At 73.0% G+C, this 25,330-nt stretch carries 21 protein-coding genes; 11 read left to right on the top strand and 10 right to left on the bottom strand.

Translation table 11 applies throughout. The annotated features are described in order from the left end of the window. Positions 1-34: 34 nt before the first annotated feature. Genes ABZ842_RS24950 through ABZ842_RS24930 form a run of 5 tightly spaced genes read left to right on the top strand, consistent with a single transcriptional unit; the run spans position 35 to position 6,243 of the window. Complete coding sequence (locus ABZ842_RS24950) at positions 35-1,645, top strand: carboxyl transferase domain-containing protein (RefSeq protein ID WP_361540664.1); 1,611 nt, start codon at positions 35-37, stop codon at positions 1,643-1,645. 13 nt (positions 1,646-1,658) lie between these two features. Next, positions 1,659-3,731, top strand: coding sequence for a biotin carboxylase N-terminal domain-containing protein (locus tag ABZ842_RS24945; RefSeq protein ID WP_361540713.1), 2,073 nt, complete (start codon positions 1,659-1,661; stop codon positions 3,729-3,731). Positions 3,732-3,762: 31 nt separating this feature from the next. After that, a complete protein-coding gene (locus tag ABZ842_RS24940; protein ID WP_361540661.1) occupies positions 3,763-4,893 on the top strand; it encodes an acyl-CoA dehydrogenase family protein in 1,131 nt (376 codons plus the stop codon). A 37-nt stretch (positions 4,894-4,930) separates the two neighbouring features. Beyond that, positions 4,931-5,668: an enoyl-CoA hydratase family protein gene (locus ABZ842_RS24935; RefSeq protein ID WP_361540658.1), complete on the top strand. Its 738-nt coding sequence runs from the start codon at positions 4,931-4,933 to the stop codon at positions 5,666-5,668. Further along, positions 5,656-6,243 (top strand): TetR/AcrR family transcriptional regulator, encoded by a 588-nt coding sequence (locus ABZ842_RS24930; protein WP_361540655.1) that lies wholly within the window; start codon positions 5,656-5,658, stop codon positions 6,241-6,243. The genes ABZ842_RS24935 and ABZ842_RS24930 overlap by 13 nt, the downstream gene beginning before the upstream one ends. A 24-nt stretch (positions 6,244-6,267) precedes the next feature. On the opposite strand, the gene ABZ842_RS24925 is transcribed toward ABZ842_RS24930, so the two are convergent. Next, complete coding sequence (locus tag ABZ842_RS24925; protein ID WP_361540653.1) at positions 6,268-7,374, bottom strand: citrate synthase 2; 1,107 nt, start codon at positions 7,372-7,374, stop codon at positions 6,268-6,270. 461 nt (positions 7,375-7,835) lie between these two features. Between ABZ842_RS24925 and pdxH the strand changes: the two genes are divergently transcribed. Next, positions 7,836-8,483 carry a pyridoxamine 5'-phosphate oxidase gene (gene pdxH, locus ABZ842_RS24920; RefSeq protein WP_361540710.1) on the top strand — a complete coding sequence of 216 codons (648 nt, stop codon included), beginning with the start codon at positions 7,836-7,838 and terminating at the stop codon, positions 8,481-8,483. Positions 8,484-8,801: 318 nt separating this feature from the next. On the opposite strand, the gene thrS is transcribed toward pdxH, so the two are convergent. From thrS to ABZ842_RS24900, 4 genes are all read right to left on the bottom strand, one after another. Continuing rightward, positions 8,802-10,049, bottom strand: a complete 1,248-nt coding sequence (thrS, locus tag ABZ842_RS24915) for a threonine--tRNA ligase (RefSeq protein WP_361540650.1) — start codon at positions 10,047-10,049, stop codon at positions 8,802-8,804. A gap of 166 nt (positions 10,050-10,215) precedes the next feature. Beyond that, positions 10,216-10,608 carry a transcriptional regulator gene (locus ABZ842_RS24910; RefSeq protein ID WP_361540647.1) on the bottom strand — a complete coding sequence of 131 codons (393 nt, stop codon included), beginning with the start codon at positions 10,606-10,608 and terminating at the stop codon, positions 10,216-10,218. After that, positions 10,605-11,024 carry a hypothetical protein gene (locus ABZ842_RS24905; protein WP_361540644.1) on the bottom strand — a complete coding sequence of 140 codons (420 nt, stop codon included), beginning with the start codon at positions 11,022-11,024 and terminating at the stop codon, positions 10,605-10,607. The genes ABZ842_RS24910 and ABZ842_RS24905 overlap by 4 nt, the downstream gene beginning before the upstream one ends. Before the next feature lie 495 nt (positions 11,025-11,519). Continuing rightward, entirely contained in the window at positions 11,520-12,278 is a 759-nt protein-coding gene (locus ABZ842_RS24900; protein WP_361540641.1) for an SIS domain-containing protein, read from the bottom strand. Positions 12,279-12,545: 267 nt separating this feature from the next. Here ABZ842_RS24900 and ABZ842_RS24895 point away from each other — a divergent pair, with 267 nt between their 5' ends. From ABZ842_RS24895 to ABZ842_RS24885, 3 genes are all read left to right on the top strand, one after another. Continuing rightward, positions 12,546-13,238: a metal-dependent transcriptional regulator gene (locus ABZ842_RS24895; RefSeq protein ID WP_361540638.1), complete on the top strand. Its 693-nt coding sequence runs from the start codon at positions 12,546-12,548 to the stop codon at positions 13,236-13,238. 800 nt (positions 13,239-14,038) lie between these two features. Then, a complete protein-coding gene (locus ABZ842_RS24890) occupies positions 14,039-14,914 on the top strand; it encodes an alpha/beta hydrolase (RefSeq protein ID WP_361540635.1) in 876 nt (291 codons plus the stop codon). A 107-nt stretch (positions 14,915-15,021) separates the two neighbouring features. Further along, positions 15,022-15,915: a GNAT family N-acetyltransferase gene (locus ABZ842_RS24885; protein ID WP_361540632.1), complete on the top strand. Its 894-nt coding sequence runs from the start codon at positions 15,022-15,024 to the stop codon at positions 15,913-15,915. A 10-nt stretch (positions 15,916-15,925) separates the two neighbouring features. Here ABZ842_RS24885 and ABZ842_RS24880 read toward each other — a convergent pair whose 3' ends face one another. From ABZ842_RS24880 to ABZ842_RS24860, 5 genes are all read right to left on the bottom strand, one after another. Continuing rightward, complete coding sequence (locus ABZ842_RS24880) at positions 15,926-16,378, bottom strand: subtilase-type protease inhibitor (RefSeq protein WP_361540629.1); 453 nt, start codon at positions 16,376-16,378, stop codon at positions 15,926-15,928. A 702-nt stretch (positions 16,379-17,080) separates the two neighbouring features. Then, positions 17,081-17,989, bottom strand: a complete 909-nt coding sequence (locus ABZ842_RS24875; RefSeq protein WP_361540626.1) for a hypothetical protein — start codon at positions 17,987-17,989, stop codon at positions 17,081-17,083. Between the two features lie 22 nt (positions 17,990-18,011). Beyond that, positions 18,012-19,679 carry a transporter gene (locus ABZ842_RS24870; protein ID WP_361540624.1) on the bottom strand — a complete coding sequence of 556 codons (1,668 nt, stop codon included), beginning with the start codon at positions 19,677-19,679 and terminating at the stop codon, positions 18,012-18,014. Then, on the bottom strand, positions 19,676-20,518 hold the full coding sequence (locus ABZ842_RS24865) for an ABC transporter ATP-binding protein (RefSeq protein ID WP_361540621.1): 843 nt from the start codon (positions 20,516-20,518) through the stop codon (positions 19,676-19,678). The genes ABZ842_RS24870 and ABZ842_RS24865 overlap by 4 nt, the downstream gene beginning before the upstream one ends. 276 nt (positions 20,519-20,794) lie before the next feature. Then, positions 20,795-21,415, bottom strand: a complete 621-nt coding sequence (locus ABZ842_RS24860) for a bifunctional DNA primase/polymerase (RefSeq protein ID WP_361540618.1) — start codon at positions 21,413-21,415, stop codon at positions 20,795-20,797. Positions 21,416-21,902: 487 nt separating this feature from the next. Here ABZ842_RS24860 and ABZ842_RS24855 point away from each other — a divergent pair, with 487 nt between their 5' ends. Then, positions 21,903-23,288, top strand: a complete 1,386-nt coding sequence (locus ABZ842_RS24855; RefSeq protein WP_361540615.1) for a transcriptional regulator — start codon at positions 21,903-21,905, stop codon at positions 23,286-23,288. A 270-nt stretch (positions 23,289-23,558) separates the two neighbouring features. Next, entirely contained in the window at positions 23,559-25,316 is a 1,758-nt protein-coding gene (locus ABZ842_RS24850) for a hypothetical protein (RefSeq protein WP_361540612.1), read from the top strand. Positions 25,317-25,330 lie beyond the last annotated feature (14 nt).

The raw sequence follows: 25,330 nt of genomic DNA, 5'->3' as shown, positions 1-25,330 counted from the left end.
CCAGGGGAGCCGCCGCGCTCCCGGAGGGACCGCCGTGACCGTACTGCCGACCCGCACCGACCCGTCGTCGCCCGAGTACGCCGCCCGGCGCGCCGCCCTGCTCGCCAAGCTCGCCGACCTCGACGCCGAGCACGCGAAGGCCCTCGCGGGCGGCGGCGAGAAGTACGTCGCCCGGCACCGCGCCCGTGGCAAGCTCCTCGCCCGCGAGCGCGTCGAGCTGCTGCTCGACCCCGACACCCCGTTCCTTGAGCTGTCGCCGCTCGCGGCCTGGGGCAGCGAGTACCCGGTGGGCGCGTCGATCGTCACCGGCATCGGGACCGTCGCGGGAGTGGAGTGCGTGATCACGGCGAACGACCCGACCGTGCGCGGCGGCGCGTCCAACCCGTGGACCCTGCGCAAGGCGCTGCGCGCCAACGAGATCGCGTACGCGAACCGGCTGCCGCTCGTCTCGCTCGTGGAGTCCGGCGGCGCCGACCTGCCGTCGCAGAAGGAGATCTTCATCCCGGGCGGGGCGCTGTTCCGCGATCTGACCAGGCTCTCCGCGGCCGGCGTCCCCACGGTCGCGGTCGTGTTCGGCAACTCGACCGCGGGCGGCGCGTACGTCCCCGGGATGTCGGACCACACGATCATGATCCGCGAGCGGTCGAAGGTGTTCCTCGGCGGTCCGCCGCTGGTGAAGATGGCGACGGGCGAGGAGAGCGACGACGAGTCACTGGGCGGCGCCGAGATGCACGCCCGCACCTCCGGGCTCGCCGACCACTTCGCCGACGACGAGCGCGACGCGCTGCGGCAGGCGCGCCGCGTCGTCGCCCGCCTCAACTGGCGCAAGGCGCACCCGGACCCGGGCCCGGGGCTGGATCTGGTGGAGCCGCCTAAGTATCCGGTTGAGGAGTTGCTGGGGGTCGTGCCGGAGGACCTGAAGACGCCGTTCGACCCGCGCGAGGTGATCGCCCGGCTCGTCGACGGCTCGGACTTCGACGAGTTCAAACCGCTGTACGGGACGAGCCTGGCCACGGGCTGGGCGCGGCTGCACGGCTACCCCGTCGGCGTCCTCGCCAATGCGCAGGGCGTGCTGTTCAGCGCCGAGTCCCAGAAGGCGGCGCACTTCATCCAACTCGCCAACCAGCGCGACGTGCCGCTGCTCTTCCTGCACAACACCACCGGGTACATGGTCGGCAGCCAGTACGAGCAGGGCGGGATCATCAAGCACGGCGCGATGATGATCAATGCCGTGTCGAACTCGACCGTGCCGCATCTGTCCGTCCTGATGGGCGCCTCGTACGGCGCCGGCCACTACGGCATGTGCGGCCGGGCGTACGACCCGCGGTTCCTCTTCGCCTGGCCCAGCGCCAAGTCGGCGGTGATGGGACCGCAGCAACTCGCCGGCGTGCTGTCGATCGTGGCGCGCGCTTCGGCGGCGGCGAAGAACCAGCCGTACGACGAGGAAGCGGACGCCGGGCTGCGCGCGATGGTGGAGCAGCAGATCGAGGCGGAGTCGCTGCCGGCGTTCTTGTCCGGGCGGCTGTACGACGACGGGGTGATCGACCCCCGGGACACCCGCACCGTGCTGGGGCTGTGCCTGTCCGCGATCCACTCGGCCCCCTTCGAAGGCGCGCGCGGCGGCTTCGGCGTCTTCAGGATGTGAGCCCACGATGCGCATGATGACGAAATTGCTGGTGGCCAACCGGGGCGAGATCGCCTGCCGGATCTTCCGCACCTGCCGGGAGTCGGGCATCTCCACGGTCGCCGTGTACGCCGACCCGGACGCGGGCGCGCTGCACGTACGGGAGGCGGACGAGGCGGTGCGGCTGCCGGGCGCCGCCGCCGTCGACACCTACCTACGCGCCGACCTGGTGGTGAAGGCCGCGCTCGACGCCGGCGCCGACGCCGTCCACCCCGGCTACGGATTCCTCTCCGAGAACGCGGAGTTCGCGCGCGCGGTCGCGGACGCCGGGCTGCTGTGGGTGGGTCCGCCGCCGGACGCGATCGAGGCGATGGCGTCCAAGACCCGCGCCAAGGAGCTGATGGGCAGCCCGCCGCTGAGCGCCGCGGACGTGACGGCGGCGGACCTCCCCGTCCTGGTGAAGGCGGCGGCGGGCGGCGGCGGCCGGGGCATGCGCGTCGTACGCGAACTCTCCGAGCTTGCGGGAGGGTTGGCGGCAGCCCGGTCGGAGGCGGCGGCGGCCTTCGGGGACGGGGAGGTCTTCGTCGAGCCGTACGTGGAGCGCGGCCGGCACGTCGAGGTGCAGGTCCTCGCGGACGGGCACGGCACGGTGTGGGCGCTCGGCACCCGGGACTGCTCGCTCCAGCGCCGGCACCAGAAGGTGGTGGAGGAGTGCCCGGCGCCCGGGCTCCCCGCCGAACTCGTCGCCGAGCTGCACGCCGCGTCCGTGGCGATGGCGCGCAGGGTCGGCTACGTCGGCGCCGGCACCGTCGAATTCCTCATCTCTCCAGACGGCCGCGCGCACTTCCTGGAGGTCAACACCCGCCTCCAGGTCGAACACCCCGTCACCGAAGCGGTCTTCGGCCTGGACCTGGTGGCCTGGCAACTCGCCATCGCGGAGGGCGCCGGGCTGCCCGCCGAGCCGCCGCCGGCCGCGGGCCACGCGGTGGAGGCGCGACTGTACGCGGAGGACCCCGCTGCCGACTGGGCCCCGCAGACGGGCGTGTTGCACGACCTGTCCTTCCCGGTGGAGCAGGGCGGGCCCGAGCCGTCCGGACGACCCGGGCTGTCGGGACGTCCCGTGCTGCGCGTCGACACCGGATACGGGCCCGGCGACCGGATCCCCGTCCACTACGACCCGATGCTCGCGAAGGTCGTCGTCTGGGCCCCCACCCGGGCCGCTGCGGTGCGCCGGCTCGCGGACGCGCTGCGCCGCGCCCGGCTGCACGGCCCGGTCACCAACCGGGACCTGCTGGTCCGGACGCTCACCCACCCCGAGTTCCAGGCGGCCGACGGCATCGGCATCGACATCGGCATCGACACCGGCTTCTACGAACGGCACATTGACGAGTTGACCCGGCCCGCGGCGGGGGAGGAGCACGCGGCGGTCGCGGCGGCGCTGGCCCGGGCCGCGCGCGGCAACGCGAACGAGAACGGGAACGCGAACGAGAACGGGAACGGGCTGCCCGGCCGGCTGGGCGCCTGGCGCAACCTGCCGTCGCAGCCGCAGTCCAAGACGTACGACGGCCGGAGCGGCGCCGCACACGAGGTCCGCTACCGGACGACCGCCCGGGAAGGCGTCCGCTTCACCGCCGAGGGCCTGCCCGGGGTGCGGGTCGTCAGCGTCGCGCCGGACCGGGTGGCGCTGGAGGTCGACGGCGTCGTCCGGACGTACGCGGTGCACGAGTACGAAAGCGACCGGGCGGACGGCGGCGGTCAGGTGTACAGCGGCCGTCAGGTGTACGTGGACGGGCCGACCGGCTCGTACGCCCTCACCCCCCGCCCCCGCTTCCCCGAGCCGCAGACGCGCCACGAGCCCGGCTCGCTGCTGGCGCCGATGCCCGGGACCGTCGTACGGATCGGGGACGGCCTCGCGGCCGGGGCGCGGGTGCGGCGAGGACAGCCGCTGGTGTGGCTGGAGGCGATGAAGATGGAGCACCGGATCGCGGCGCCCGCATCCGGCGTCCTCACCGCGCTGCACGCGGCGCCGGGCGCCCAGGTCGAGGTGGGCGCCCTCCTCGCCGTCGTACGCGAAGAACAGCAGGAGTCCGCACAGGAGAGCACGTAGCAAGGTCGGAGCACTCAGCAGAGGAGGAACCGTGAGCATCGAGAGCCAGGAGCACCAGGACCTGCGCACGGCCGTCGCCGCGCTCGGGCGGCGGCACGGCCGCGACCACGACCGCGACGCGCTGTGGGCCGAAGCCGCCAAACTCGGCTATCTCGGAGTGAACCTCCCCGAGGAGTACGGCGGCGGAGGCGGTGGACTCGCCGAACTCTCCATCGTGTTGGAGGAGTTGGGCACCGCGGGCTGTCCGCTGCTGATGATGGTGGTGTCACCGGCGATCTGCGGCACGGTCATCGCCCGCTTCGGCACCGAGGAGCAGAAGCGTGCCTGGCTGCCGGGGCTCGCCGACGGCAGCCGCACGATGGCGTTCGGGATCACCGAGCCGGACGCCGGCTCGAACTCCCACCGGATCACCACCACCGCCCGCCGCGGCGCCGACGGGGGCTGGGTCCTCACCGGCCGCAAGGTCTTCATCTCGGGCGCGGACATCGCCGACGCGACACTGGTCGTGGGCCGCACGGAGGACGCCCGCACCGGTCGCCTCAAGCCGTGCCTGTTCGTCGTACCGCGCGACGCCGAAGGCTTCGGGCGCTCGCCGATCGACATGGAGCTGACCTCGCACGAGAAGCAGTTCGAGCTGACCTTGGACGAGGTGCGGCTGCCGGCGGACGCGCTCGTCGGCGACGAGGACGCGGGGTTGCTCCAACTCTTCGCCGGGCTGAACCCGGAGCGGGTGATGACTGCGGCGTTCGCCATCGGCATGGGCCGTTACGCGCTGGCGCAGGCCGTCGAGTACGCGCGCCAGCGCCAGGTGTGGAAGGAGCCCATCGGCGCCCACCAGGCCATCGCCCACCCGCTCGCCCAGGCCCACATCGAACTCGAACTCGCCCGGCTGATGATGCAGAAGGCGGCGCGGCTGTACGACGAGGGCGACGACGTGGCCGCGGGCGAGGCCGCGAACATGGCCAAGTACGCGGCGGGGGAGGCGTGCGTACGGGCCGTGGACCAGTCCGTGCAGACCCTCGGCGGCAACGGGCTGACGCGGGAGTACGGCCTCGCGCAGCTGATCACCGCGTCCCGGGTGGCGCGGATCGCGCCGGTGAGCCGGGAGATGGTCCTCAACTACGTGTCCCACCAGACGCTGGGCCTGCCCAAGTCGTACTGACCCACGTCGTACTGAGCCCTGATGGACGGCGGGAGCCATGAGCCCTCTGATCACCTCCGCGCACGAGCGCGGCATCACCACCCTCACCCTGAACTCGCCCGCGACCCGCAACGCCCTGTCGGCGCCGCTGGTCGACGCGTTGGCGCGGGCGCTCGCGGAGTGCGGACGGGACGACGGCGTGCGGGCGGTGGTGCTCACCCACGAGGGCGGCGTGTTCAGCGCGGGCGCCGACCTGAAGGCGCCGCCGAGCCCGTACGCCTTCGTCGACCTGCTGCGGCAGGTGGTCGAGGTGCCGAAGCCGGTGGTGGCCCGCGTCGCGGGGCGCACGCGCGCGGGCGGCCTCGGGCTGCTCGGCGCGTGCGACATCGCGGTCGCGTCGACGGCGTCCGACTTCGCCTTCACGGAGGTGCGCATCGGGGTCGCACCGGCCGTGATCTCCCTCCCGCTGCTGCCCCGCCTCCAACCGCGCGCGGCGGAGTACTTGTACCTGACGGGGGAGGCGTTCGACGCGGCGGAGGCCGTACGGATCGGGCTGCTCACCGCCCGCGCGGACGACGTGGACGCGGCGCTCGCCCCCGTACTGGACGCCCTGCGCAAGGCGTCCCCGCAGGGGCTGGCCGCGGCGAAGCGGCTGCTCACGACTAGGGTGCTGGAGACCTTCGACCGGGACGCCGAAGACCTGGTGCAGCGCTCCGCGTCGCTGTTCGCGTCGGCCGAGGCGCGCGAGGGGACGGCCGCCTTCCTCGAACGACGGGACCCCGCATGGAAGCTGTGACCCCCTCCACCGCGCCCAAGCAGGACCGGAGCCGCGCCACCCGGCAGCGGCTCCTTGAGGCCGCGGTGGCGTGCCTGGCCGAACACGGCTGGGCGGGCTCCACGGTCTCGGTGGTCGCCGAGCGGGCGGGGGTCTCGCGGGGCGCGGCCCAGCACCACTTCCCGACCCGGGAGGACCTGTTCACCGCGGCCGTCGAGTACGTCGCCGAACAGCGCTCCCGGGCCCTCGCGGAGCTCCCGTGCGACGACCGCGCGGCGGTCGTCGCGGCCCTCGTCGACCTCTACACCGGCCCGCTGTTCCGCGCCGCGCTGCGGCTGTGGGTGGCCGCGTCGAACGAACAGCACCTCCACGCCCGCGTCACCGAACTGGAGTCCCGCGTCGGCCGCGAGACCCACCGCATCGCCGTGCGCCTGCTCGCCGTCGACGAGTCCCGCCCCGGCACCCGCGAAACCGTCCAGGGCTTCCTCGACATGGCCCGCGGCCTCGGCCTGGCCAACCTCCTGACGGACGACAGCGCCCGCCGGCAGAGGGTGGTCCGCCAGTGGGCGCTGATCCTGGACGAGGCGCTGGGGTGAGCGTGACCGGCCGGGCGCCCGTGCTCAGCCGGAGGTGGCCGCCTGCTCGTACCCTCCGACCTCCCGCGGGTCCCGGGACGGCGGGCCCACGTACCGTGCCGACGGGCGGACCAGGCGGCCCGTGCGCTTCTGTTCCAGGATGTGGGCCGACCAGCCGGCCGTGCGGGCGCAGGTGAACATCGAGGTGAACATGTGCGCAGGGACCTCGGCGAAGTCCAGCACGATGGCCGCCCAGAACTCCACGTTCGTCGCCAGGACCCGGTCGGGGCGGCGGTTGTGCAGCTCCTCCAGCGCCGCCTTCTCCAGCGCCTCCGCGACCTCGAAGCGCGGCGCCGCCAGCTCCTTCGCGGTGCGGCGCAGCACCCGGGCGCGGGGGTCCTCAGCCCGGTAGACGCGGTGGCCGAAGCCCATCAGCCGCTCGCCCTTGTCGAGCGCCTGCTTCACGTACGCCGTGGCGTCGCCCGTCCGCTCGATCTCCTCGATCATGCCGAGGACGCGCGAGGGCGCGCCGCCGTGCAGCGGCCCCGACATCGCGCCGACCGCGCCGGACAGCGCCGCCGCCACGTCCGCGCCGGTTGAGGCGATGACCCGGGCGGTGAAGGTGGAGGCGTTCATGCCGTGCTCCGCCGCGGACGTCCAGTACGCGTCCACCGCCTTCACGTGCCGCGGGTCAGGCTCGCCGCGCCAGCGGACCATGAAGCGCTCCACCACCGAGTGCGCCTTGTCGATCTCGCTCTGCGGGACCATCGGCAGTCCCTGCCCCCTGGCACTCTGTGCCACGTACGACAGTGCCATCACGGCCGCCCGCGCCAGGTCGTCCCTGGCCTGCGCGGCATCGATGTCGAGCAGCGGCTTCAGGCCCCACACGGGCGCCAGCATGGCGAGGGCGGACTGGACGTCGACCCGGATGTCACCGGAGTGGACCGGGATCGGGAACGGCTCGGCGGGCGGCAGCCCGGGGTCGAAGGCGCCGTCGACCAGCAGCCCCCACACGTTCCCGAAGGAGACGTGTCCGACGAGGTCCTCGATGTCGACGCCGCGGTAGCGGAGCGCGCCGCCTTCCTTGTCGGGCTCGGCGATCTCGGTCTCGAACGCGACGACTCCTTCGAGCCCGGGTACGAAGTCGGACATCAGGCGGCTCCTCACGATCATGACGCGTCTAGGCCCTGTCACACGCGTACGACTGGTGGTCGGTCATCCCGGTGATGCCCCGTGCGATGGGTGGTCACCCGTTCGACCGGAGCGGAAACGACAACTCCTGCTGTGGGAGTACCACAGGGATAGCTGCTTGATTCTGTACGGTTTCCATGGTCTTGCACAGGGTGAGAACAGGCACAGCGTGCCATCGGGTGTCCGAGGGTTTTCCAGGGTTGAGGACCCGCTTCGGTGGGCAGACTGTTGGGCGCAGTTCACGGGGCGCCGGTTCTGGCATATGCCAGACAGATGTCCGATGGCCGCCGGGCGGCTGCCGGGCGTGCGGTGGCCTGCGGCAGGATGGCACCGTGACCGACCACGCCGCCGCTGCGAAAGCCGCCGCTCAAGCCGTCGCCCGGGTCGCCGCGGCGACCGGCGCCGCGCCCGACCCCGCCGTGATGCGCGAGCAGTACCGTTCCACCCCGCTGCTGGACACGGACCTCGCGCTCACGCCCATGGACCAGTTCGTCCGCTGGTTCCACGACGCCGTCACGGCCGGGCTGCACGAGCCGAACGCCATGGTCGTCGCCACGGCCACGCCCGACGGCCGGCCCTCGTCGCGCACGGTGCTGCTGAAGGAGTACGACAGCCGGGGCTTCGTCTTCTTCACGAACTACGAGTCCCGCAAGGGCCGGGAGATCGGCGCCAACCCGTACGTCTCGCTGCTCTTCCCCTGGCACCCGATCGCGCGTCAGGTCGTCGTCACGGGCACCGCGTCGCGGATCGGCCGGGACGAGACCGCCGCGTACTTCCGCAGCCGTCCGCACGGCTCGCAGCTCGGCGCGTGGGCCAGCCGGCAGTCCTCCGTGATCTCCTCCCGCAAGGAGCTGTTGGACGCCTTCGACGAGCTGGCCGCCCGCTACCCGGAGGGGGAGCAGGTGCCGGCGCCGGCGCAGTGGGGCGGGATCCGGGTGGAGCCGCAGACGGTCGAGTTCTGGCAGGGCCACCAGGACCGGCTGCACGACCGGCTCCGTTACGTACGCACAGAAGACGGCGACGGGGGCGGGGGCGGGGAGGGCTGGCGGGTCGAGCGCCTGGCGCCCTGACGAGTCGGCGGCGGCGAACGAGTCAGGGCGGCGAACCCGTTGGCAAATGCAGAACCCGCGGGCTCTGGTTCCTCCTGACGGAGGAGCCGGCCGGACGTACCGGCGAGCCCGCGGGTCGGTGACTGCTTGGATTGCGGCAGGTGGCCTGCCGACTGCACAGAGTGCGACGGCAGGCGCTAGCCCGCAGTCACCTCACGCGTCCGGTTTGCATACATCTGCCGAACCACCTCCTCTCTCGTGTGCCCCACACACTAGGAGCGCGCAGAAGCCGCATCAAGCGCTTTTTTCGCGTACTCATCCGCGCCGTCTTTCCGCAGGTCAGCGGCGTGCGTCCGGTACGGGCTCGGGCTCGGGCCAGAGCCCGGTGCCGCGGGCCGCGGCCACCCGCCCGAAGTTCCCCACCGCCTCCGCGGCCGGCAGTACGGGCACCTTCCGCCCGTCCCGCAGCCGCAGCGCCACCAGGTCGTCCGCGGCCTCCCGCGGGCCGAGCACCGCCTGGTACGGCACCAGGCGCGCGGCCCGGATCCGCGCGCCCAGGGTGCCGCGGTCCGGACCGGCCAGCTCCGCCCGAAGCCCCGCGTCCCGGCAGCGCTCCACCAGGCGCTCGGCGTTCGGCACCTCGGCGTCGGTGACGGGCAGCGCGACGACCTGGACGGGCGCGAGCCAGACGGGGAAGGCGCCGCCGTGCGCCTCGATGAGGTGCGCCACGGCCCGCTCGACGCTGCCCACGACCGCCCGGTGGATCATCACCGGGCGATGCTTGACGCCGTCCGCGCCGACGTACTCCAGGCCGAACCGTTCGGGCTGGTGGAAGTCGATCTGCACGGTGGACAGGGTCGACTCGCGCCCGGCGGGGTCGGCGACCTGCACGTCGACCTTGGGCCCGTAGAACGCGGCCTCGCCCTCCACCGCCTCGTACGGGAGCCCGGACCGGTCCAGCACGTCGGTCAGCAGCGCTACCGACCGCCGCCACAGCTCGGGCGCGTCGACGTACTTGCCGCCGGGGCCGGGCAGCGAGAGCCGGTAGCGGGCCGGCCGGACGCCCAGCGCCGCGTACGCGTCCCGGATCAGGCACAGCGCCGCGTACGCCTCGTCAGCGGCCTGCTCCATGGTGCAGAAGACGTGCGCGTCGTTGAGCTGGATCGCCCTCACGCGGGTCAGACCGCCCAGCACCCCGGACAGCTCCGAGCGGAACATGGTCCCCAGCTCGGCGATGCGGAGCGGGAGTTCGCGGTAGCTGTGGGCGCGGGAACGGAAGATCAGGGCGTGGTGCGGACAGAGGCTGGGCCGCAGCACCACCTGCTCGCCGCCCAGTTCCATCGGCGGGAACATGTCGGCGCTGTAGTGCGACCAGTGGCCCGAGATCTCGTACAGCTCGCGCTTGCCGAGCACGGGCGAGTACACGTGGCGGTAGCCGGCCTTCCGCTCGACCTCGCGGACGTACTCCTCCAAGGCGTGCCGGACGACGGCGCCGTCCGGCAGCCAGTACGGCAGCCCCGCGCCCATCAGGGGGTCGGTGTCGAACAGGTCCAGCTCGCGGCCGATGCGCCGGTGGTCGTGGGTCATCGGTGGTCTCCTCGCTGCGCCCGTTGGCGCTTGGCAGGGGAGCGAGCGACCACACGGCGAAGCCCCGGGGCACTCGCCCCGGGGCTTCGACTTCGTCAGCTGTCAGCGCGCCGGGACACTCTCCGGCGTCGTCGTGTGAACGGCGGCACGCTGCATGACGTCAACGCTAGCAGCCGGCGTCCTGCGGCGCGGGCGTCGTCGCTGTCGCAGTCGCTGTCGTTACGGGCGCGGGTGCCGCCGCGTCCTGCGGCGGGGCCGGGCCGTCGGCGATGGCCCGCAGCGCGGCGAGGTGCTTCCCGTACGCGGCCCGCCCCTCCTTCGTCAGCGCCAGCCAGGTCCGGGGCCGCCGCCCCACCCGCCCCTTGTCGACGGAGACGATCCCCGCCTCCTCCAACGCCGCGACCTGCTTGGACAGCGCCGAGTCCGTCACCTCGACCAGATCGCGTACGAACCCGAACTCGGCCCGGTCGACGGGCGCGAGCGCCGCGACGACGGAGAGCCGGACGGGCGCGTTCAGCAGCGGGGACAGGTCGTGCCGGGGGTGGCTGCCGCTGCTCACGCGGTCCGCCGCCCCTCGCGCACCGCCACCGCGGCGAGCGGCAGCGCGCACCACAGCGTCCCCGCGACGGCGAACGGAACGCTGCCCTCGAAGGTCGACACCCCGAGCGCGACGGTGGCGGCGAAGGCCGTCGCCCAACTCGCGATCACCCCGCCGTGCCGCGCCCCGAAGCCCCGCCGCACCGCGGTCTGCCGGGCGGCGTACACGCTCAACCCCCCGATCAGCGCGAGGTTCAGCACCGCGAACACCAACGCGGCCAGCAGCCCGCGCCACAGCAGTGCCATGGGCACGAGCACCAGCTGCCCACCCGCGAGCACCCACAGATACCGCGCGTACCACCCGCTGCCGCGCAGCGCCGCGGCCTCCGCGCCGGCGGCGCGCACCAGCGCGTCGTTCGCGTCGACGCGAGCGTCCATGACTCCCCCTTCGCCGTCGGACCAGGGCGGACCGCACCGAGGCCTTCCAGGGTGCCAACTACTTTCCACTTCTGCAAGTAGATGCGATCGAGGGAAGCGGCGGACTGGTCCCTACCGCCGGCGCAGGTACTCCTCGATCAGGTCGCCCCTGCGGCCGGCCGCCAGCCGCGCGTCCAGCGAGTACAAGGACCTACTCGCCGTTTCCCTGCGGGTGGAATGGTCTCTGCGGGTGCGTCGTGGCTTGTCGCGCAGTTCCGCCCCCTACGCCCAGAGGGCGTGGGGGGACACCCCCAGCGCCCCTGTTTTGCTGCCCCCAGCCTTTGTCTGCGGGCTGGAGGAAGAGGCATTTAGGGGCGCGGGGAACTGCGCGACAAGCCCACCACCGGGCTGCAGAGACCAACGCATCCGTCAGGGAAACGGCGAGCACGTCCCAGCCCGCAGCCCGCAGCCCGCAGCCCGCACCGACGCCCCGCAAGCCGCCCGCAGGGCGGGGGGTCACGCGTGGCGGTAGAAGATGCGGCCCCGGTTCTCCGACATCACGCGCCCGTTCCACTCGTGACCGCCGTCCACGTTCCCCGACCGCAGCAACGGCGGCTCCACCCCCCGCTCCACCAGCGTCTCCGCCGCCGCCGCCATCATCGCCTGCATCAGCGCGCTGGTGACCACCGTCGACGCGGGCGCGAACGGCGCCTCGATCGCGTCGTGCGTGAGCACCGTGTCGCCGATGGCGATCTTGGAGTCGAGGACCACGTCGCAGTGGTCCTTGAGGAACGTGCCGGTGGTGTGCCGCGAGGACGTCGCGCCCGCGTACGCCACCGACGTCACTCCGATGACCTTCAGCCCCAGCGCCCGCGCGTTGATGGCCATCTCCACGGGAAGCGCGTTGCGGCCCGACAGGGAGATGATGACCAGCGTGTCGCCGGCCTGCGCCGGGCTCGTGTCGAGGACCGCCGCCGCCAGCCCGTCGACGCGCTCCAGCGCGGAGCCCAGCGTCGCGGGGACGACGTCGACGCCGACGACGCCCGGGACGGCGAGCAGGTTCATCACGGCGAAGCCGCCGGCCCGGTAGACCACGTCCTGCGCGGCGAGCGACGAGTGGCCGGCGCCGAAGGCGAAGAGGCGGCCCCCGGAGGCCACGGTGTCGGCGATGACCTCCCCGGCCGCGGCGACGTTCTGCGACTCCTCGTCCCGTACGCGTGCCAGCAGATCGATCGCCGCGTCGAAGAACTGACCTGCCAGCTTGCTCTCGCTCATCGCTGAGCCCTTTCGAGGAGGTGGGAAGCCCGGTGGCAGCACGCTGCGCGCACGCGTGCGGTGCGTGCGCGTACGGGTGCGCGGACACCAGGGAACGCGCCGGGGAATGCCCGCGCCGCCGATCACGTTGCGGTCTGGACCATTGCCCTGTCAATACGGTCACCGGTCGGTCTTGGGCGCCGGCTTCCGCGGGGACGACACGGTTGTCAGTGGGATGCGTAAGAATTGAGTTCGGGGCCGCACCGCACGATTCTTCGAGGGGCACGAATGTCCGGACTGATCGACACCACGGAGATGTACCTCCGCACCATCCTTGAGCTCGAAGAGGAAGGTGTGGTTCCCATGCGAGCCCGCATCGCCGAGCGGCTCGACCAGAGCGGCCCGACGGTCAGTCAGACCGTGGCGCGAATGGAGCGCGACGGCCTCGTGACGGTCGCCGGGGACCGCCATCTGGAGCTGACGGAGGAGGGCCGGCGGCTGGCGACGCGCGTGATGCGCAAGCACCGGCTGGCCGAGTGCCTGCTGGTCGACGTGATCGGCCTGGAGTGGGAGCAGGTCCACGCCGAGGCGTGTCGCTGGGAGCACGTCATGAGCGAGGCGGTGGAGCGGCGCGTGCTGGAGCTGCTGCGCCATCCGACCGAGTCTCCTTACGGGAATCCGATCCCGGGCCTGGAGGAGCTGGGGGAGAAGGCGGAGGCGGACCCGTTCCTGGACGTGGGCATGGTCTCCCTCGCCGACCTCGACCCGGGCACGGACGGCAAGACCGTGGTGGTCCGCAGGATCGGCGAGCCGATCCAGACCGACGCCCAGCTGATGTACACGCTGCGTCGCGCGGGCGTGCAGCCCGGTTCGGTGGTGAGCGTGACGGAGGCCGCGGGCGGCGTCCTGGTCGGCAGCGGCGGTGAGGCGGCGGAGCTGGACTCCGACGTCGCGTCGCACGTCTTCGTGGCCAAGCGCTGAGCTCCCGGCCCTGACGTCTTCGGCCCAGGGCTTTCGGTTCTGAGCCGCCGGTTCCAGAGCCGTCCCGTCCTCCCGGAGCTTCTGGTCCGTCGCCTTCCGGCTCCGCGAGCCGAGCGCGCCCGGTGCCCACTCCGCGCCGGGTGCGCTGCGTGGTGCCCGCCGTCATGTGCCGTCACGTGCTGTCACGCCGCTGGAAGGCGATCCGCGGGCTCGGGCGCGCCGCGGGGTGTGACCCGGGCGCGACCGGGGTGCGGCCCAGGGCCGTCATGGTGCTCCCGCTCCCCGTCGCCTTGTCGTGTGCTTTTTCCGTACGGAACTACAGCGTCTGCGCGCCGCGCGTGCCACGCTGGGGCGAGGCATATGACCCAGAGCCGTGGAGGGATCAGGCATATGCGCCCCTCGCACGCCCGGCGCACCCAGCGGCGCGCTCACCTCGCCCCGGCCTGCTCTCCCCGCCCCCTGCGTCGCCGCACCCCGGGCCCCCGCCCCCACCCCTTGCCGCGCCCCTGCCCCGCGCGTCCCGCTTGGTGGGGCCCCGGCATCCGTGGATGCCGGGGCCCGTCCTCCCCTGTGCTGACCCGGAGCCCCGAGCTCTCAGGGTCATTCCCCTCGGACCGTCTTCCCCGAGCGGCCCGCCTCCCGCAAAAGATCTCCCCTGGTCACTCGGCGCCAACCCTCGTCCCCCGTCACACGAAGGTGGGGTGTTGTACGCCGTTAGCCGGGCATTGGCCCGTGTTCGAATAGCAGTTCGATAAGCTGGTCGTACCGGCCGTACGGGAGAGATGGGGGGTGCCGGGCACGTGGTGCGGCGCATCGAGGTGACCGGAGCGGATGGCGCACGCCTGGTCGCTTGGGAGTACGGCGGCCCGTCGGCGACGCCACCCGGCACGGACCCCGCCGCCGGCCGTTCCCCCGGCGTGTTACTGCTGCACGGGCTGATGGGCCGCGCCTCCCACTGGGCCACCACCGCGCGCTGGCTCTCCGCCCGCCATCGCACGGTCGCCCTCGACCAGCGCGGCCACGGCCGTTCGGACCAGTCGGCGGACGGCCCGTTCACCCATGACGCGTACGTCGACGACGCCGAAGCCGCCGTCGAACAGCTCCGACTCGGCCCGGTCAGCATCGTCGGACACTCCATGGGTGCGCTGACCGCCTGGCGCCTCGCCGCCCGCCGCCCCGACCTGGTGCGCGCGCTGGTCATCAGCGACATGCGGGCCTCTCCGCTCGGCGCGGCCTCGCAACGCGTGTGGGAGAGCTGGGTCCGCGCCTGGCCGGTCCCGTTCGCCACGCTCGCCGACGTCCGCAAGTGGTTCGGCGAGGAAGACCCCCTGGTGGAGCGCCCCAGCCCGGTCCGCGGCGACTTCTACGCCGAGGTGATGGCCGAACGCCCCGACGGCTGGCGCCCGGTCTTCTCCCGCCGCCAGCTCCTCAAGGTCCGCGAGACCTGGGTGCACGACGCCCACTGGGACGAGCTGGCCCAGGTCCACTGCCCCACGCTCGTGGTCCGCGGCCTCGACGGCGAACTGGGTCGCGCAGAGGCCCACGAGATGGTCCGCGTCCTCCCCGACGGCCGCTACGCCGAGGTCACCGACGCGGGCCACCTGATCCACTACGAACACCCCGCGGGCTGGCGCGCCGCGATCGAACCCTTCCTCAACGAGGTCGCCATGACGTGACCCCGGCCCCGCCGAGAGCCGGCGTCGAGAGCGCACGCCGAGAGCCGGCGCCGGAGCACGCCCCGAAAAGCCCGCGCCGAATGCACGCGTACGCGTGACCATGCCCCATGCGCCCGTACACCTGGCACCTCACCCGAGACCTGCACGGCTTCCTCGGTCACGCCCGCGACTTCCTCCACTCGCGGCCCGTCCTGCACACGCTCCCCCTGACCGTCACCGAGACGCTCCGTACGCAGGGGGCGGACGCGTACGGACCCGACGCCCCCGTCTTCGGATGGCTGGAGCGGGGCGGCGAGGTCCGCGCCGCCTTCTTCCGCACCCCGCCCAGGCGGCTGACCCTCACGCCCCTCGACCTTGCCGACGTCGACGCCCTCGCCGTACTCCTGGCCGGCGCGGAACACCCCCTCCCCGGCGTCAGCGCGGACCACGACACCGCCGTGGCCTTCGCCGACGCCTGGCGGCGCAGCACCGGTGCGATGCCGGTGGTCCGCGAGCGGCACCGGCTCTACCGGCTGGGCGAGTCGAGCCCGCCGCAGCCGCCTCCGCCCGGGCGCGGGCGCGTCGCGCAGGTGCGGGACCGCGAACTGCTCGTGCGCTGGTACCGGGCGTTCGGGGCGGAGATCGGGAGGGCCGACGGGCAGGACGCCGGAGCCTGGGCCGACGTCCGCATCGCCGCCCGCAGGGTCATGCTCTGGGAGGGCCCGGACGGCACCCCCGTCTCCATGGCCGGGGCGTCCCCGATGGTCGCGGGGCAGATCAAGGTGGCGCCCGTCTACACCCCGGCCCACCTGCGCGGCCGGGGGTACGCGGGGGCGGTGACGGTCGAGGCCGGCCGGGCGGCGCTCGCCGCGGGCGCGACGGACGTGGTCCTCTTCGCGGACCTCACGAACCCCACCAGCAACGGCCTTTACCGGCGGATCGGCTACCGCCGCGTCACCGACTTCACGATGTACGACTTCACGGCGGCTCCGGCTCCGGCCCCGGACCCGGAGTCCGCCTGACCGCCGGGGCTCAGAAGGAGAAGACGACGCCCAGCGTCGCGGTCATCTCGCAGGCGTTGTTGTACGTGCCCGACCAGGCGACGCGCTCGCCCTGCCACACGCCGTTCGCGTTCACCGTGACCGGGTCCCACTCGCGGGTGCAGAAGGTCTGCGGCAGCTCGGAGGGCAGCGCGGCGAAGTCGCCGTCCACGGCACGCAGTTCGCGACAGGCCGCCGCGGCTGCCGGGTGGGTGCCCGTCGCGCGCGGCGCGCAGTCGAGGGTGACGGCGCGCTCCACCGTGGACGGTGCTGCGGACGTGCCCTTCGCGACGGTGAGGACGAGCGCGGAGGGCGCGTACAGGCTGCTCGCCGCGGCGGGCGGGGCCGTCGGCCGGGCGATGGGCTGGGCTACTGCGGTGCCCAGTGCCGTACCGCTCAGCAGGAGTGCGGCGGCCGTGGCGATCGTGCTCCGCAGATGACGCATGGAAGGCTCCTTCAGTACGAGGGTTACGAGGGTGATGAGAGTGACGCGAGGGATGCGCGAGACGTGCGAGTCACCAGGCTTACGAGAGCCACGCGTTCGCACGGATTCGTTGGCTCATGCGCTGGTTGGGTTGTACGACTGCGGAATGGAGTCTTGCGTACGCACACAGTGAGCGCATGCGACTGCGGTGTTTTCCGGTCGCGCGTCACTCGTTAGGGGTGACCGAATGGTCGTTCGGGCTGCTCGGTGCGGGTGCGGCTGCCTCGCGGGAGGCGTCCAACATATGGACGATCTCCGGTGGTCCAATCTGAAACAACTGCCTGAGCTGTGCTTTTGCTCAGGCGGTACGTTCCTTCAGCCACGTCGCTTCGACGGGAAACAGCCCTCGGTCGTGTCCGCAAAGTCCCGCGCGCGTTCTTGCGTCTCTTGACGTAGCCGCCGTTTCCCTGCGGGAGCGTGGGTCTCCACTGGCCGGTGGTGGGCTGTTCGCGCAGTTCCGCCCCCTACGCCCGAAGGGCGTGGTGGTACCCCCAGTGCCCCAAAAACCCTGCCCTCAGCCCGCAGACGTATGACGGGGGTGGCGAAACAGCGGCGCGGGGAACTGCGCGACAAGCCGCAGACGGGCCGCAGACGCCATGACCGCATACGCACCACGGCGCAAGCGCGCCAGCCAAGGCGCGGCACTGCCACGCGGGGCCCGGTTCAGGAGCCCAGGGGCTTCCGCATCTCCTCGCGCACCCGCACCGTCGCCTCCGCGACTTCCTTCAGGTCGATCGCGCTCGGTGTCATGCCCATCGACGCGGGCGTCACCATCGACACCGACGCGTTCGTGTTGCCGTCCGCCCAGGCGCACATCGGCATCGTCGCCCGGCCCGTGTCGGTCTGGTCGGCCACCAGGACCTGGCAGCTGATCTTCACGTCCGAGCCCGCGGGCGTGACGTCCTTCGCCGGCACGGCGAGTTCGATGCCCTTGGCCGTGGCGCTGCCGCGCAGGATCGAGGTGCGGGCGCGGTCCGGGTCGCTGATCCGGCCGTGCAGCCCGGAGACCACCACGACGCCCGCCGCCTGCCCGTGCACCGAGGTGTACTGGGCAACGGTCGACTTGGCGTCCTTGATGACCTCCTCGCTCGTGCCCTTCAGTCGCTCCTGGTACTCCTTCGACATGTCGCCGGCCAACTCGTACTTCCCGTCGAGCAGCGTGGAGGGGAGCGTGAGTTGGTGCTCGGCCGGCGGGTAGGCGTCCGACGGACCGTCGTCGGAGCCGCCCCCGGCGCCGACGACGTTGTTGCCGTACCAGGCCAGCAGCAGCACGCCGGCCACGGCACCCACGGCTATGAGGACGTTCCGACCGGTCCGCTTCCGCGGCGGTGGCGGCGGCCCCTGGAACGGCGTGCCCCAGGGCCCCGGTGCCGGCCCCGCAGCCCCGTACCCCTGCGGATACGGGGCCGGTTGCTGCGGCGGGTACGGCTGCTGCTGTCCGTACGGCCCGGGTTGACCCTGCGGAGCGGGTTGGCCGTACGGCCCCGGCTGCTGCTGGCCGTACGGACCGGGCTGCCCGTAACCCCCCTGCGGGGGCTGCTGCGGCTGGTGCGGAGGCGGCGGCGTCGACATGGGCAGCAACCTACGCCACGCGCTACTTGCTGACTGCCGCCAGGATCTCCGGCAGCTCCCTGACCGTCACCGGCGCCGCGAGCCGCAGGCCCGCCCACCCGGCGAGCAGCCCGTACGCCGCACCGGCCGGCAGCACCGCCCACAGGTGCGCGTGCCCGTCCGTCAGGTGCAGCCAGACCGTCGTGGCGATCAGCGGCGCGCACACCAGCGCCGAGACGACCGCCCCGCCGAGCAGCGACATCCAGGCGAGCGCGCCCTGCCCCGCGGCCACGTTCTTGTACGCGCTGTCCTGCGGGATCGTGTACGGATAGCGGGCCGAAGCGTACGCACCCGTACCGAGCATCGCGCCGAGCACCGCCAGCGACAGCCCCAGCGCCGACGGCAGGCTCTGCCAGTCGCCGACGACCGCCGCCACCACCACGACCGCGAGGACCGTGTACGGCAGCGCCACCAGCAGCAGCGCGAACGCCCGCGCCCGTAGCTCCTCGTAGGCGTCCCGCGGCGTCGACAGCGTCTGCATCACCATCCAGAACGCCGAGGTGTCCTGCCCGAACTGGTTGTACATCTGGAAGCCCAGCATGCCGGTGGCGAACGAGGCGAAGTAGACCGAGTTGACGCCCTGGACGGCGTTGAAGAGCGGGATCAACAGACCGATCGCGAGCGCGCTGACCAGGCCCGCCTTGGTCTTCGGATCGCGCCAGAAGTAGCGCAGGCTGCGCTGCACTACGGCGGCCGTACGACCCTCGGGGAACAGCCGGTGCAGCAGCGCGGAGCCCGCCGCGCCGGACGGCGCCCGGGCGCCGCCGCGCGGGTCCGCCGCGGCGATCGTGGACCCGTCGGGGGACGTCATCAGCTTGTCGAGGCTCGTCCGCCACCACGCCAGCAGCCCGTACAGTGCCGCGGCCGAGAGCACGAGTTGGGCGAGGGCCGTGCCGTACGAGCCGTCGCTGACGGAGTCGACGGCGCCGAGCGCCGACGCCGGCGGCACCCAACGCACCACCGCAGCGGCCGGCTCCAGCGCCGACAGGTCCAGATCGGTCGAGCTGAGCCGCTGGAACCCGAAGTTGACGAACTGGATGCCGACCGCGATCACCAGACCGCTCAGCAGCGCCAGGTCACGGCCCTTGCGGGAGGTCAGGAGACGGATGTTGGCCGCGGCGAAGGCGCGCGCCAGCGTCACGCACACCAGCAGCGTCAGCGGTACGGCGACCACGGCCGCGGCCCACGCGGCGGGGCCGTGCGCCAGCGCGATCACGGAACCCAGCAGCACGCACAGCGTGAACAGCGGACCGATGCCCACCAGCGACGCCGCGGTCAGCGCGGCCACCAACGGCCGCGGGCGCAGCGGCAGCATCACCAGCCGCGTCGCGTCCAGCGTCTCGTCGCCGCTGGCGAAGAAGAGCGGCATGACGACCCAGCCGAGCGCCAGCACTCCGGCGAACAGCACGGTGACGGCGGCGGCGTGCTCGTGGCCGCGCATCGCCGCGAGCCCGAGCAGTTGCAGCAGCGCGAAGAGCAGCGTCGCGACGAGCGCGGTGACGAAGGCGCGCTTGCGCTTGGACGACTGGCGCAGGCCGTTGCGCAGCAGCGACAGCTTCAGCCGTACGAAGATCCCGACGAGGGCGGCGGGGGGCGGCTCGCCCGAGCCCGTAGCCGTAGCCGTAGCCGGGATCGAGGGCGTCGAGGTCATCGGGCCGCGCCCGTTCCCTCAGCGCCGCCGCCGAGCCAGTCGAGGGATTCGCCGCGGTCGTGGCCCTGCGCGCCGACGAGTTCGAGGAAGGCGCTCTGCAGCGACGGCGCGGCACCGCGCACCTCGGCCAGCGGCCCCTGGGCGCGGATCCGGCCCTGCGCCATCACGGCCACCCAGTCGCACAGCGACTCCACCAGCTCCATCACGTGGCTGGAGAAGACGACGGTCGCGCCGGAGGCGGTGTAGCGCTCCAGCACGGCCCGGATGGTCTGGGCGGAGACCGGGTCGACGCCCTCGAAGGGCTCGTCGAGGAAGAGCACCTCGGGGTTGTGCAGCAGGGCGCAGGCGAGGCCGATCTTCTTGCGCATGCCGGTGGAGTAGTCGACGACGAGTTTGTGCTGCGAACCCGCGAGGTCGAGCACGTCGAGGAGCTGGGTGGTGCGCTTGTCGACCTCGTCGCCCGGCAGGCCGCGCAGCCGGCCGTTGTACCCGAGCAGTTCGCGGCCCGACAGCCGCTCGAACATCCGCAGCCCCTCCGGCAGCACGCCGATGCGTGACTTGACCTGGACGGGGTCCCGCCACACGTCGTGGCCGGCCACCTGCACCCGACCCTGGTCCGGCCGCAGCAGACCGGTCACCATGGACAGGGTCGTCGTCTTGCCGGCGCCGTTCGGGCCGACCAGACCGATGAAACGGCCCGCCGGCAGCGTCAGGTCGACGCCCGCGACGGCGATCTGTTCGCCGAACCGCTTCCACAGTCCTTCGACGCGGACAGCGGGCGGCGCCGTGTGCGCTCCGCCCGCCCCCACGGCCGGTGCGGCCGTCTGCTCGTCCGGCATGGTGGTGCTCCTTAGGGTCCCCGTGGTCACACGCTCCACAGCCGCGCCGCCGTGCAACTGGTGCACGTGGTGTGAAATGGCTGTGTACGCGTCAGTACGGAACCACCCTAAACAGGGCGCTGTCTGCGGTTTCCCGCCCCTCCCCCCGTACTCCCCACAAAACCCCGCGTTCCCCGCGTTCCCCGCGTCCCCTGTGTTCCCTGCGTCCCCCGCGTCCCCCGTGTCTCGTGTCCTACGAGTCCTGCGGAACCTGCTCCGTCCCCGGCTCGGGTGCGGTCAGGCCCGGCGGGCGGCCCGCGTCGCCGCCGCGTCCCGCCCGCAGGCGTACGCGAGCGGGCTGATCAGCTCGTCGACGTCCGGCAGCCAACGGTTCTCCGCGGTGGGGCGGCGCACCCACTGCACCGCGCCGCGGGCGCCGACCCGGGTCGGCGGAGCCGCGATGTAGTGGCCCTGGCCGCGCGGCACCAGGTCGAGGGAGCTCGGCGCCCACCCCAGGTCGCGGACGAGCGCGGGTGCCTTCGCCGCGCCGCCCGGCAGGACGAAGAAGGACATCCGGCGGTCCGGGGTGAGGGTGACCGGGCCGAGCGGGAGGTCCATCCGCTCCAGCCGGGCGAGCGCGAGGAAGCCGGCCGACTCGGGGAGTTCGAGCACGTCGAAGGTGCGGCCGGTGGGCATCAGGACCGAAGCCCTCGGCTGCTTGCCCCACAGCCGCCGCGCACCGCTGGCGCTGCCCGTCGCCTGGTTCGCCCAGTCCGACCGGCTGGGGTGGGCGCCGGGCGCCGTGCAGTCGGAGTCGCCGCACGAGCACTGTTCCGTGGTCTCGGCCGCCTCCAGCCACGTACCCGGAAAGACGTCCCAGTGCCGCTCCTCGGCGTACCGGACGGCGTGATCCAGCATCTGTTCGCCCCGTTGTTGGGGGATTTGTGCGGCTTCTGTGACTCCGATGGTCTCTTCCACGACCCTCTCAACTCCCGCGGTCACCTGGGGTTACGGGCCTCCGACGGGCCGCCCCGGGGATCATGATCCCGCATATGGGGCGCATGGATGCACATACGGGGGCGCGCATGCACATGGTGCACCGAAGGGGGTATCCACAGACGAGGGGGCGGCTGAGCGGGGGTGCGCGCCCTGCCGGGTGAAGTCGCCAGGTCGGCGGGGCGGAGCGCATGGAATCCGCGTGCTTCATTTCGAAGGGAAACAGACTCTTCCGACGGCTTCTTTCGGGGAGTCTTCCGGATTTCTGGACATCCGGCCTTCCTGATGCATCCAGGATTCTGGAGAAACCCGACCAACTCTCTCTCAACTCTCTTAAGTCTGCATTCTCCGTATATCAGCCGGGCAGTGATCAGTTCGTTGATCACCGCGGCTCTCAGGGGGTAGATCCATGGCAGCCAGACCACTCGTCGCCCGCCAGCCCAACGAACGGCTGCAGGCACTCATCCAGGAAGCCGGGTGCTCGAACGCCGGGCTCGCGCGCCGCGTCAACATGGTCGGCGCGGAACGGGGACTCGACCTGCGCTACGACAAGACGTCCGTGGCGCGCTGGCTGCGCGGCCAGCAACCGCGCGGACGCGCACCGGGCATCATCGCCGAGGCCCTGGGCCGCAAACTCGGCCGTACGGTCACGATCGACGAGATCGGCATGGCCAACGGCAAGAACCTCGCCTCAGGCGTCGGCCTCCAGTTCTCACCGACCGTCCTCGGGGCGATCGAGCAGGTCAGCGAGTTGTGGCGGAGCGACGTCGGCCGCCGCGACTTCCTGTCCGGCGCGTCCGTCGCCGCCTCCGCGCTCGTCGAACCGAGCCGCGACTGGCTCATCACCGGTGCGGACGCGCAGGTCGCGCGGAGCGCCGGGGCCCGGGTGGGCACCTCGGACGTCGAAGCCGTACGGGCGATGACGACCGCGCTCACCGAACTCGACCACCGCTTCGGCAGCGGCCACATCAGGCCCGTCGTCGTCCACTACCTCAACTCCGTGGTCTCCGGCCTGCTCTCGGGCTCGTACCGCGAATCGGTGGGGCGCGACCTGTTCGCAGCGGTGGCCCGACTGACCGAACTCGCCGGCTACATGGCCGTCGACACCGGCCAGCCCGGGCTCGCCCAGCGCTACTACATCCAGGCGCTGCGGCTGGCCCAGGCCGCGGACGACCGGGGCTACGGCGGATACGTCCTGGCCGCGTCCATGAGCCACCTCGCCGCCCAACTCGGCAATCCGCGCGAGATCGCCCAACTCGCCCGCGCCGCACAGGAAGGCGCCCGCGGACAGGTCACCCCGCGCGCGCAGGCGCTGTTCTACGCGGCCGAGGCGCGCGGCCACGCCCTGCTCGGCGACGCCCGCACCTGCCACGTCGTCGCCGGCAAGGCGCTGGCCGCGATGGAGCGCACCGATCCGAAGGAGGGCGACGACCCGGAGTGGATCGGCCACTTCGACGAGGCGTACCTCGCCGACGAACTGGCCCACTGCTACCGCGACCTGGGTCAGGCGGAGGCCGCCGCGCACCACGCGGCGAGCGCCCTCGACGGCCATCCGGAGGGACGGGCCAGGCGGCGCGCCATCGGCTTCGTACTGCTCGCCACCGCGCAGGTGCAGCAGCGCGAGGTGGAGCAGGCGTGCCACACGGGCACCCGCGCCCTGGAGCTGATGGGCACGCTGCGCTCCAGCCGGGGCGCGGAGTACCTGGACGACCTGCAACAGCGGTTGGAGCCGTACGCGTCGGAGCCGTCGGTGCGCGAGTTCGGGGCGCGACTGGAGCTCCAGGCCGCTGCGTGAATCCAGGCCGCAGGCGCGGGCACCGGCTCCGTCTCGGTGGGGGCGGGAAGGCCGCGATGGGGAAGGGGGCACCAGCGGGGGCGCCAACGGGGGCATCGGTGGGGCGCCAACGGGGGCATCGGTGGGGCATCAACGGGGGCATTAACAGCGTCCGGCGACGGCGTTGCGTTACTGGGCCGCACGGGGGCGCGGGGGTCTTGAACCACCCGGTAGCGTGAAGCGGCGGTTCCTCGGTTCCGGGGTGCCCTGTCTTCACACGTAGGAGTTCCGGTGACGCAGAGCGGACACGGCGACGAGCAGCGGCAGTCCGCTGCTCGTCCCGCGCATCGTCCCGCGCACGAGGGCGTCGTGCTGCCCGCCGAGGGATCCGACCCCTGGATACCCGAGCCCCAGCAGCACACCACTCCGGCGAGCGGGGTGCCGTGGGGCGAGCCGTGGGGGCCGCAGGGCGCACCGGGGCAACCCCCGCCGGCCGCACCGCCGGTGACGGGCTCGGGCTCGGTCCCGCTCCCGCCGGAGGCGCCGCCGACGGGCTCGTATCCGACGGCTCCGTACGCGACGGGCCAACAGCCGACGGCTCCGTACGCGACGGGTCAGCACCCGACAGCTCCGTATCCGACGGGCCAACAGGCAGCGAGCCAGTACCCGACGGGCCAGTACCCGACGGGCCAGCATCCGACGGGCCAGCATCCGACGGCTGCGCAGCCGGGTGCGCAGCTCCCTCCGCCTTCGCCGGCTGCCGCTCCCCCCGCGTACCCGGGGCCGTTGCCGCCCGTCGCCGGGGAACTCGCGGTACCCGCGCCGACGCCCCCCGCCCCGGGCGGCGGTGCGCTGCCCCCGGTGCAGCCGGGCCCACAGGCGTACGACGCAGCGGACGCCACGCAGGTCATCCCGCCGGTGACGCCGGGCGGTGGCGACGCGACGCAGGTCATTCCGCCCGTCGCCCCCCTCCCGCCGCCCGGCCCCGGCGCGCTGCCGCCCGAGCAGGCGTACGGCGCGGTGGACGCCACGCAGGTCATCCCGCCGGTGGGGCCCGGCGGCGGTGACGCGACGCAGGTCATTCCGCCCGTACCGGCACGGGCCGATGCGGACCCGCCCACGACCTTCCTCGGCACCGGGCCGCTCGGGCAGCAGGGCGCGGGACGAGGCGCCGAGCCCGTGACGCAGCATCTGCCGCCGGTCTCCGGCGCGCCGGTGCCGGGGGAGTTCGACATGCTCTTCCGCGCCCAGGCCGGGCCCGGACCGGAGGTCCCGTACGCACCGGGGACCCCGTACGCATCGGAGGGCCCGTACGCATCGGAGGCGCGTGGCCCGCGCCGCTCGCACCCCGACTGCGAGGAGCGCGAGGAGCGGCGGCGCAAGTCGTCGCAACTGGCCGTCATGGGCGCGGTGATCGTCGCCTGCGCCGTACTCGGGCTCGGCGTCAGCGCCGCGCTCTTCGGCCAGGGCGAGGACGACTCGCCGAAGTCCACCGTCGACCGGAACGCCCCGCCGCCGTCCGCCCCCGGCGCCGCCGGCACCCCGCCGTCGTCGCAGCCGTCCGCGCCGTCGCCGTCGACCGTCGCCGCGGACCCGGTCAAGACGCAGGCCGTCGCGCTCGACAAACTCCTCGCGGACAGCAACAGCAGCCGGGCCGCGGTCATCCGCTCCGTCGAGGACATCAAGCAGTGCAAGGAGCTCGACCGGGCCGCGGCGGACCTGCGCGCCGCCGCCAAGCAGCGCCGCGGCATGGTCACCAGGCTGGAGGGCGTGAGCGTCGACAAGCTGCCGCGCAACGCCGAGTTGACCGCCGCGCTCAAGCAGGCGTGGCAGTCGTCCGCCACCGCCGACGACCGCTACGCGACCTGGGCGTCCCAGGTGAAGGGCAAGAAGGGCTGCAAGGACGGCCGGGCCCGCAGCACCCGCAGCACGGTCGAGGCGAACCGGGCGAGCGGCGACGCGACCAGGGCCAAGCAGCGCGCGGCCGGCCTCTGGAACGCCATCGCCACCCCCCACGACCTCCCGCGCCGCACCGGCGACCAGCTCTGACCGGCCCAGCCCCG

Source organism: Streptomyces sp. NPDC047315 (assembly GCF_040643215.1).
GTDB lineage: Bacteria > Actinomycetota > Actinomycetes > Streptomycetales > Streptomycetaceae > Streptomyces.
The sequence above is the reverse complement of the archived record's forward strand: the minus strand, read 5'-3'. Positions and strand labels throughout refer to the sequence as shown.

What these genes read in the sequence shown, in the direction of transcription:
- ABZ842_RS24865 (WP_361540621.1), bottom strand. Translation starts at nt 20,518, where the DNA reads ATGCCGGACGAGCAGACGGCCGCACCGGCCGTGGGGGCGGGCGGAGCG.
- thrS (WP_361540650.1), bottom strand. Translation starts at nt 10,049, where the DNA reads ATGACCCACGACCACCGGCGCATCGGCCGCGAGCTGGACCTGTTCGAC.
- ABZ842_RS24925 (WP_361540653.1), bottom strand. Translation starts at nt 7,374, where the DNA reads ATGTCCGACTTCGTACCCGGGCTCGAAGGAGTCGTCGCGTTCGAGACC.
- ABZ842_RS24930 (WP_361540655.1), top strand. Translation starts at nt 5,656, where the DNA reads ATGGAAGCTGTGACCCCCTCCACCGCGCCCAAGCAGGACCGGAGCCGC.
- ABZ842_RS24895 (WP_361540638.1), top strand. Translation starts at nt 12,546, where the DNA reads ATGTCCGGACTGATCGACACCACGGAGATGTACCTCCGCACCATCCTT.
- ABZ842_RS24905 (WP_361540644.1), bottom strand. Translation starts at nt 11,024, where the DNA reads ATGGACGCTCGCGTCGACGCGAACGACGCGCTGGTGCGCGCCGCCGGC.
- ABZ842_RS24885 (WP_361540632.1), top strand. Translation starts at nt 15,022, where the DNA reads ATGCGCCCGTACACCTGGCACCTCACCCGAGACCTGCACGGCTTCCTC.
- ABZ842_RS24860 (WP_361540618.1), bottom strand. Translation starts at nt 21,415, where the DNA reads ATGCTGGATCACGCCGTCCGGTACGCCGAGGAGCGGCACTGGGACGTC.
- ABZ842_RS24880 (WP_361540629.1), bottom strand. Translation starts at nt 16,378, where the DNA reads ATGCGTCATCTGCGGAGCACGATCGCCACGGCCGCCGCACTCCTGCTG.
- ABZ842_RS24900 (WP_361540641.1), bottom strand. Translation starts at nt 12,278, where the DNA reads ATGAGCGAGAGCAAGCTGGCAGGTCAGTTCTTCGACGCGGCGATCGAT.
- ABZ842_RS24935 (WP_361540658.1), top strand. Translation starts at nt 4,931, where the DNA reads ATGAGCCCTCTGATCACCTCCGCGCACGAGCGCGGCATCACCACCCTC.
- ABZ842_RS24870 (WP_361540624.1), bottom strand. Translation starts at nt 19,679, where the DNA reads ATGACCTCGACGCCCTCGATCCCGGCTACGGCTACGGCTACGGGCTCG.
- ABZ842_RS24945 (WP_361540713.1), top strand. Translation starts at nt 1,659, where the DNA reads ATGATGACGAAATTGCTGGTGGCCAACCGGGGCGAGATCGCCTGCCGG.
- ABZ842_RS24855 (WP_361540615.1), top strand. Translation starts at nt 21,903, where the DNA reads ATGGCAGCCAGACCACTCGTCGCCCGCCAGCCCAACGAACGGCTGCAG.
- pdxH (WP_361540710.1), top strand. Translation starts at nt 7,836, where the DNA reads ATGCGCGAGCAGTACCGTTCCACCCCGCTGCTGGACACGGACCTCGCG.
- ABZ842_RS24875 (WP_361540626.1), bottom strand. Translation starts at nt 17,989, where the DNA reads ATGTCGACGCCGCCGCCTCCGCACCAGCCGCAGCAGCCCCCGCAGGGG.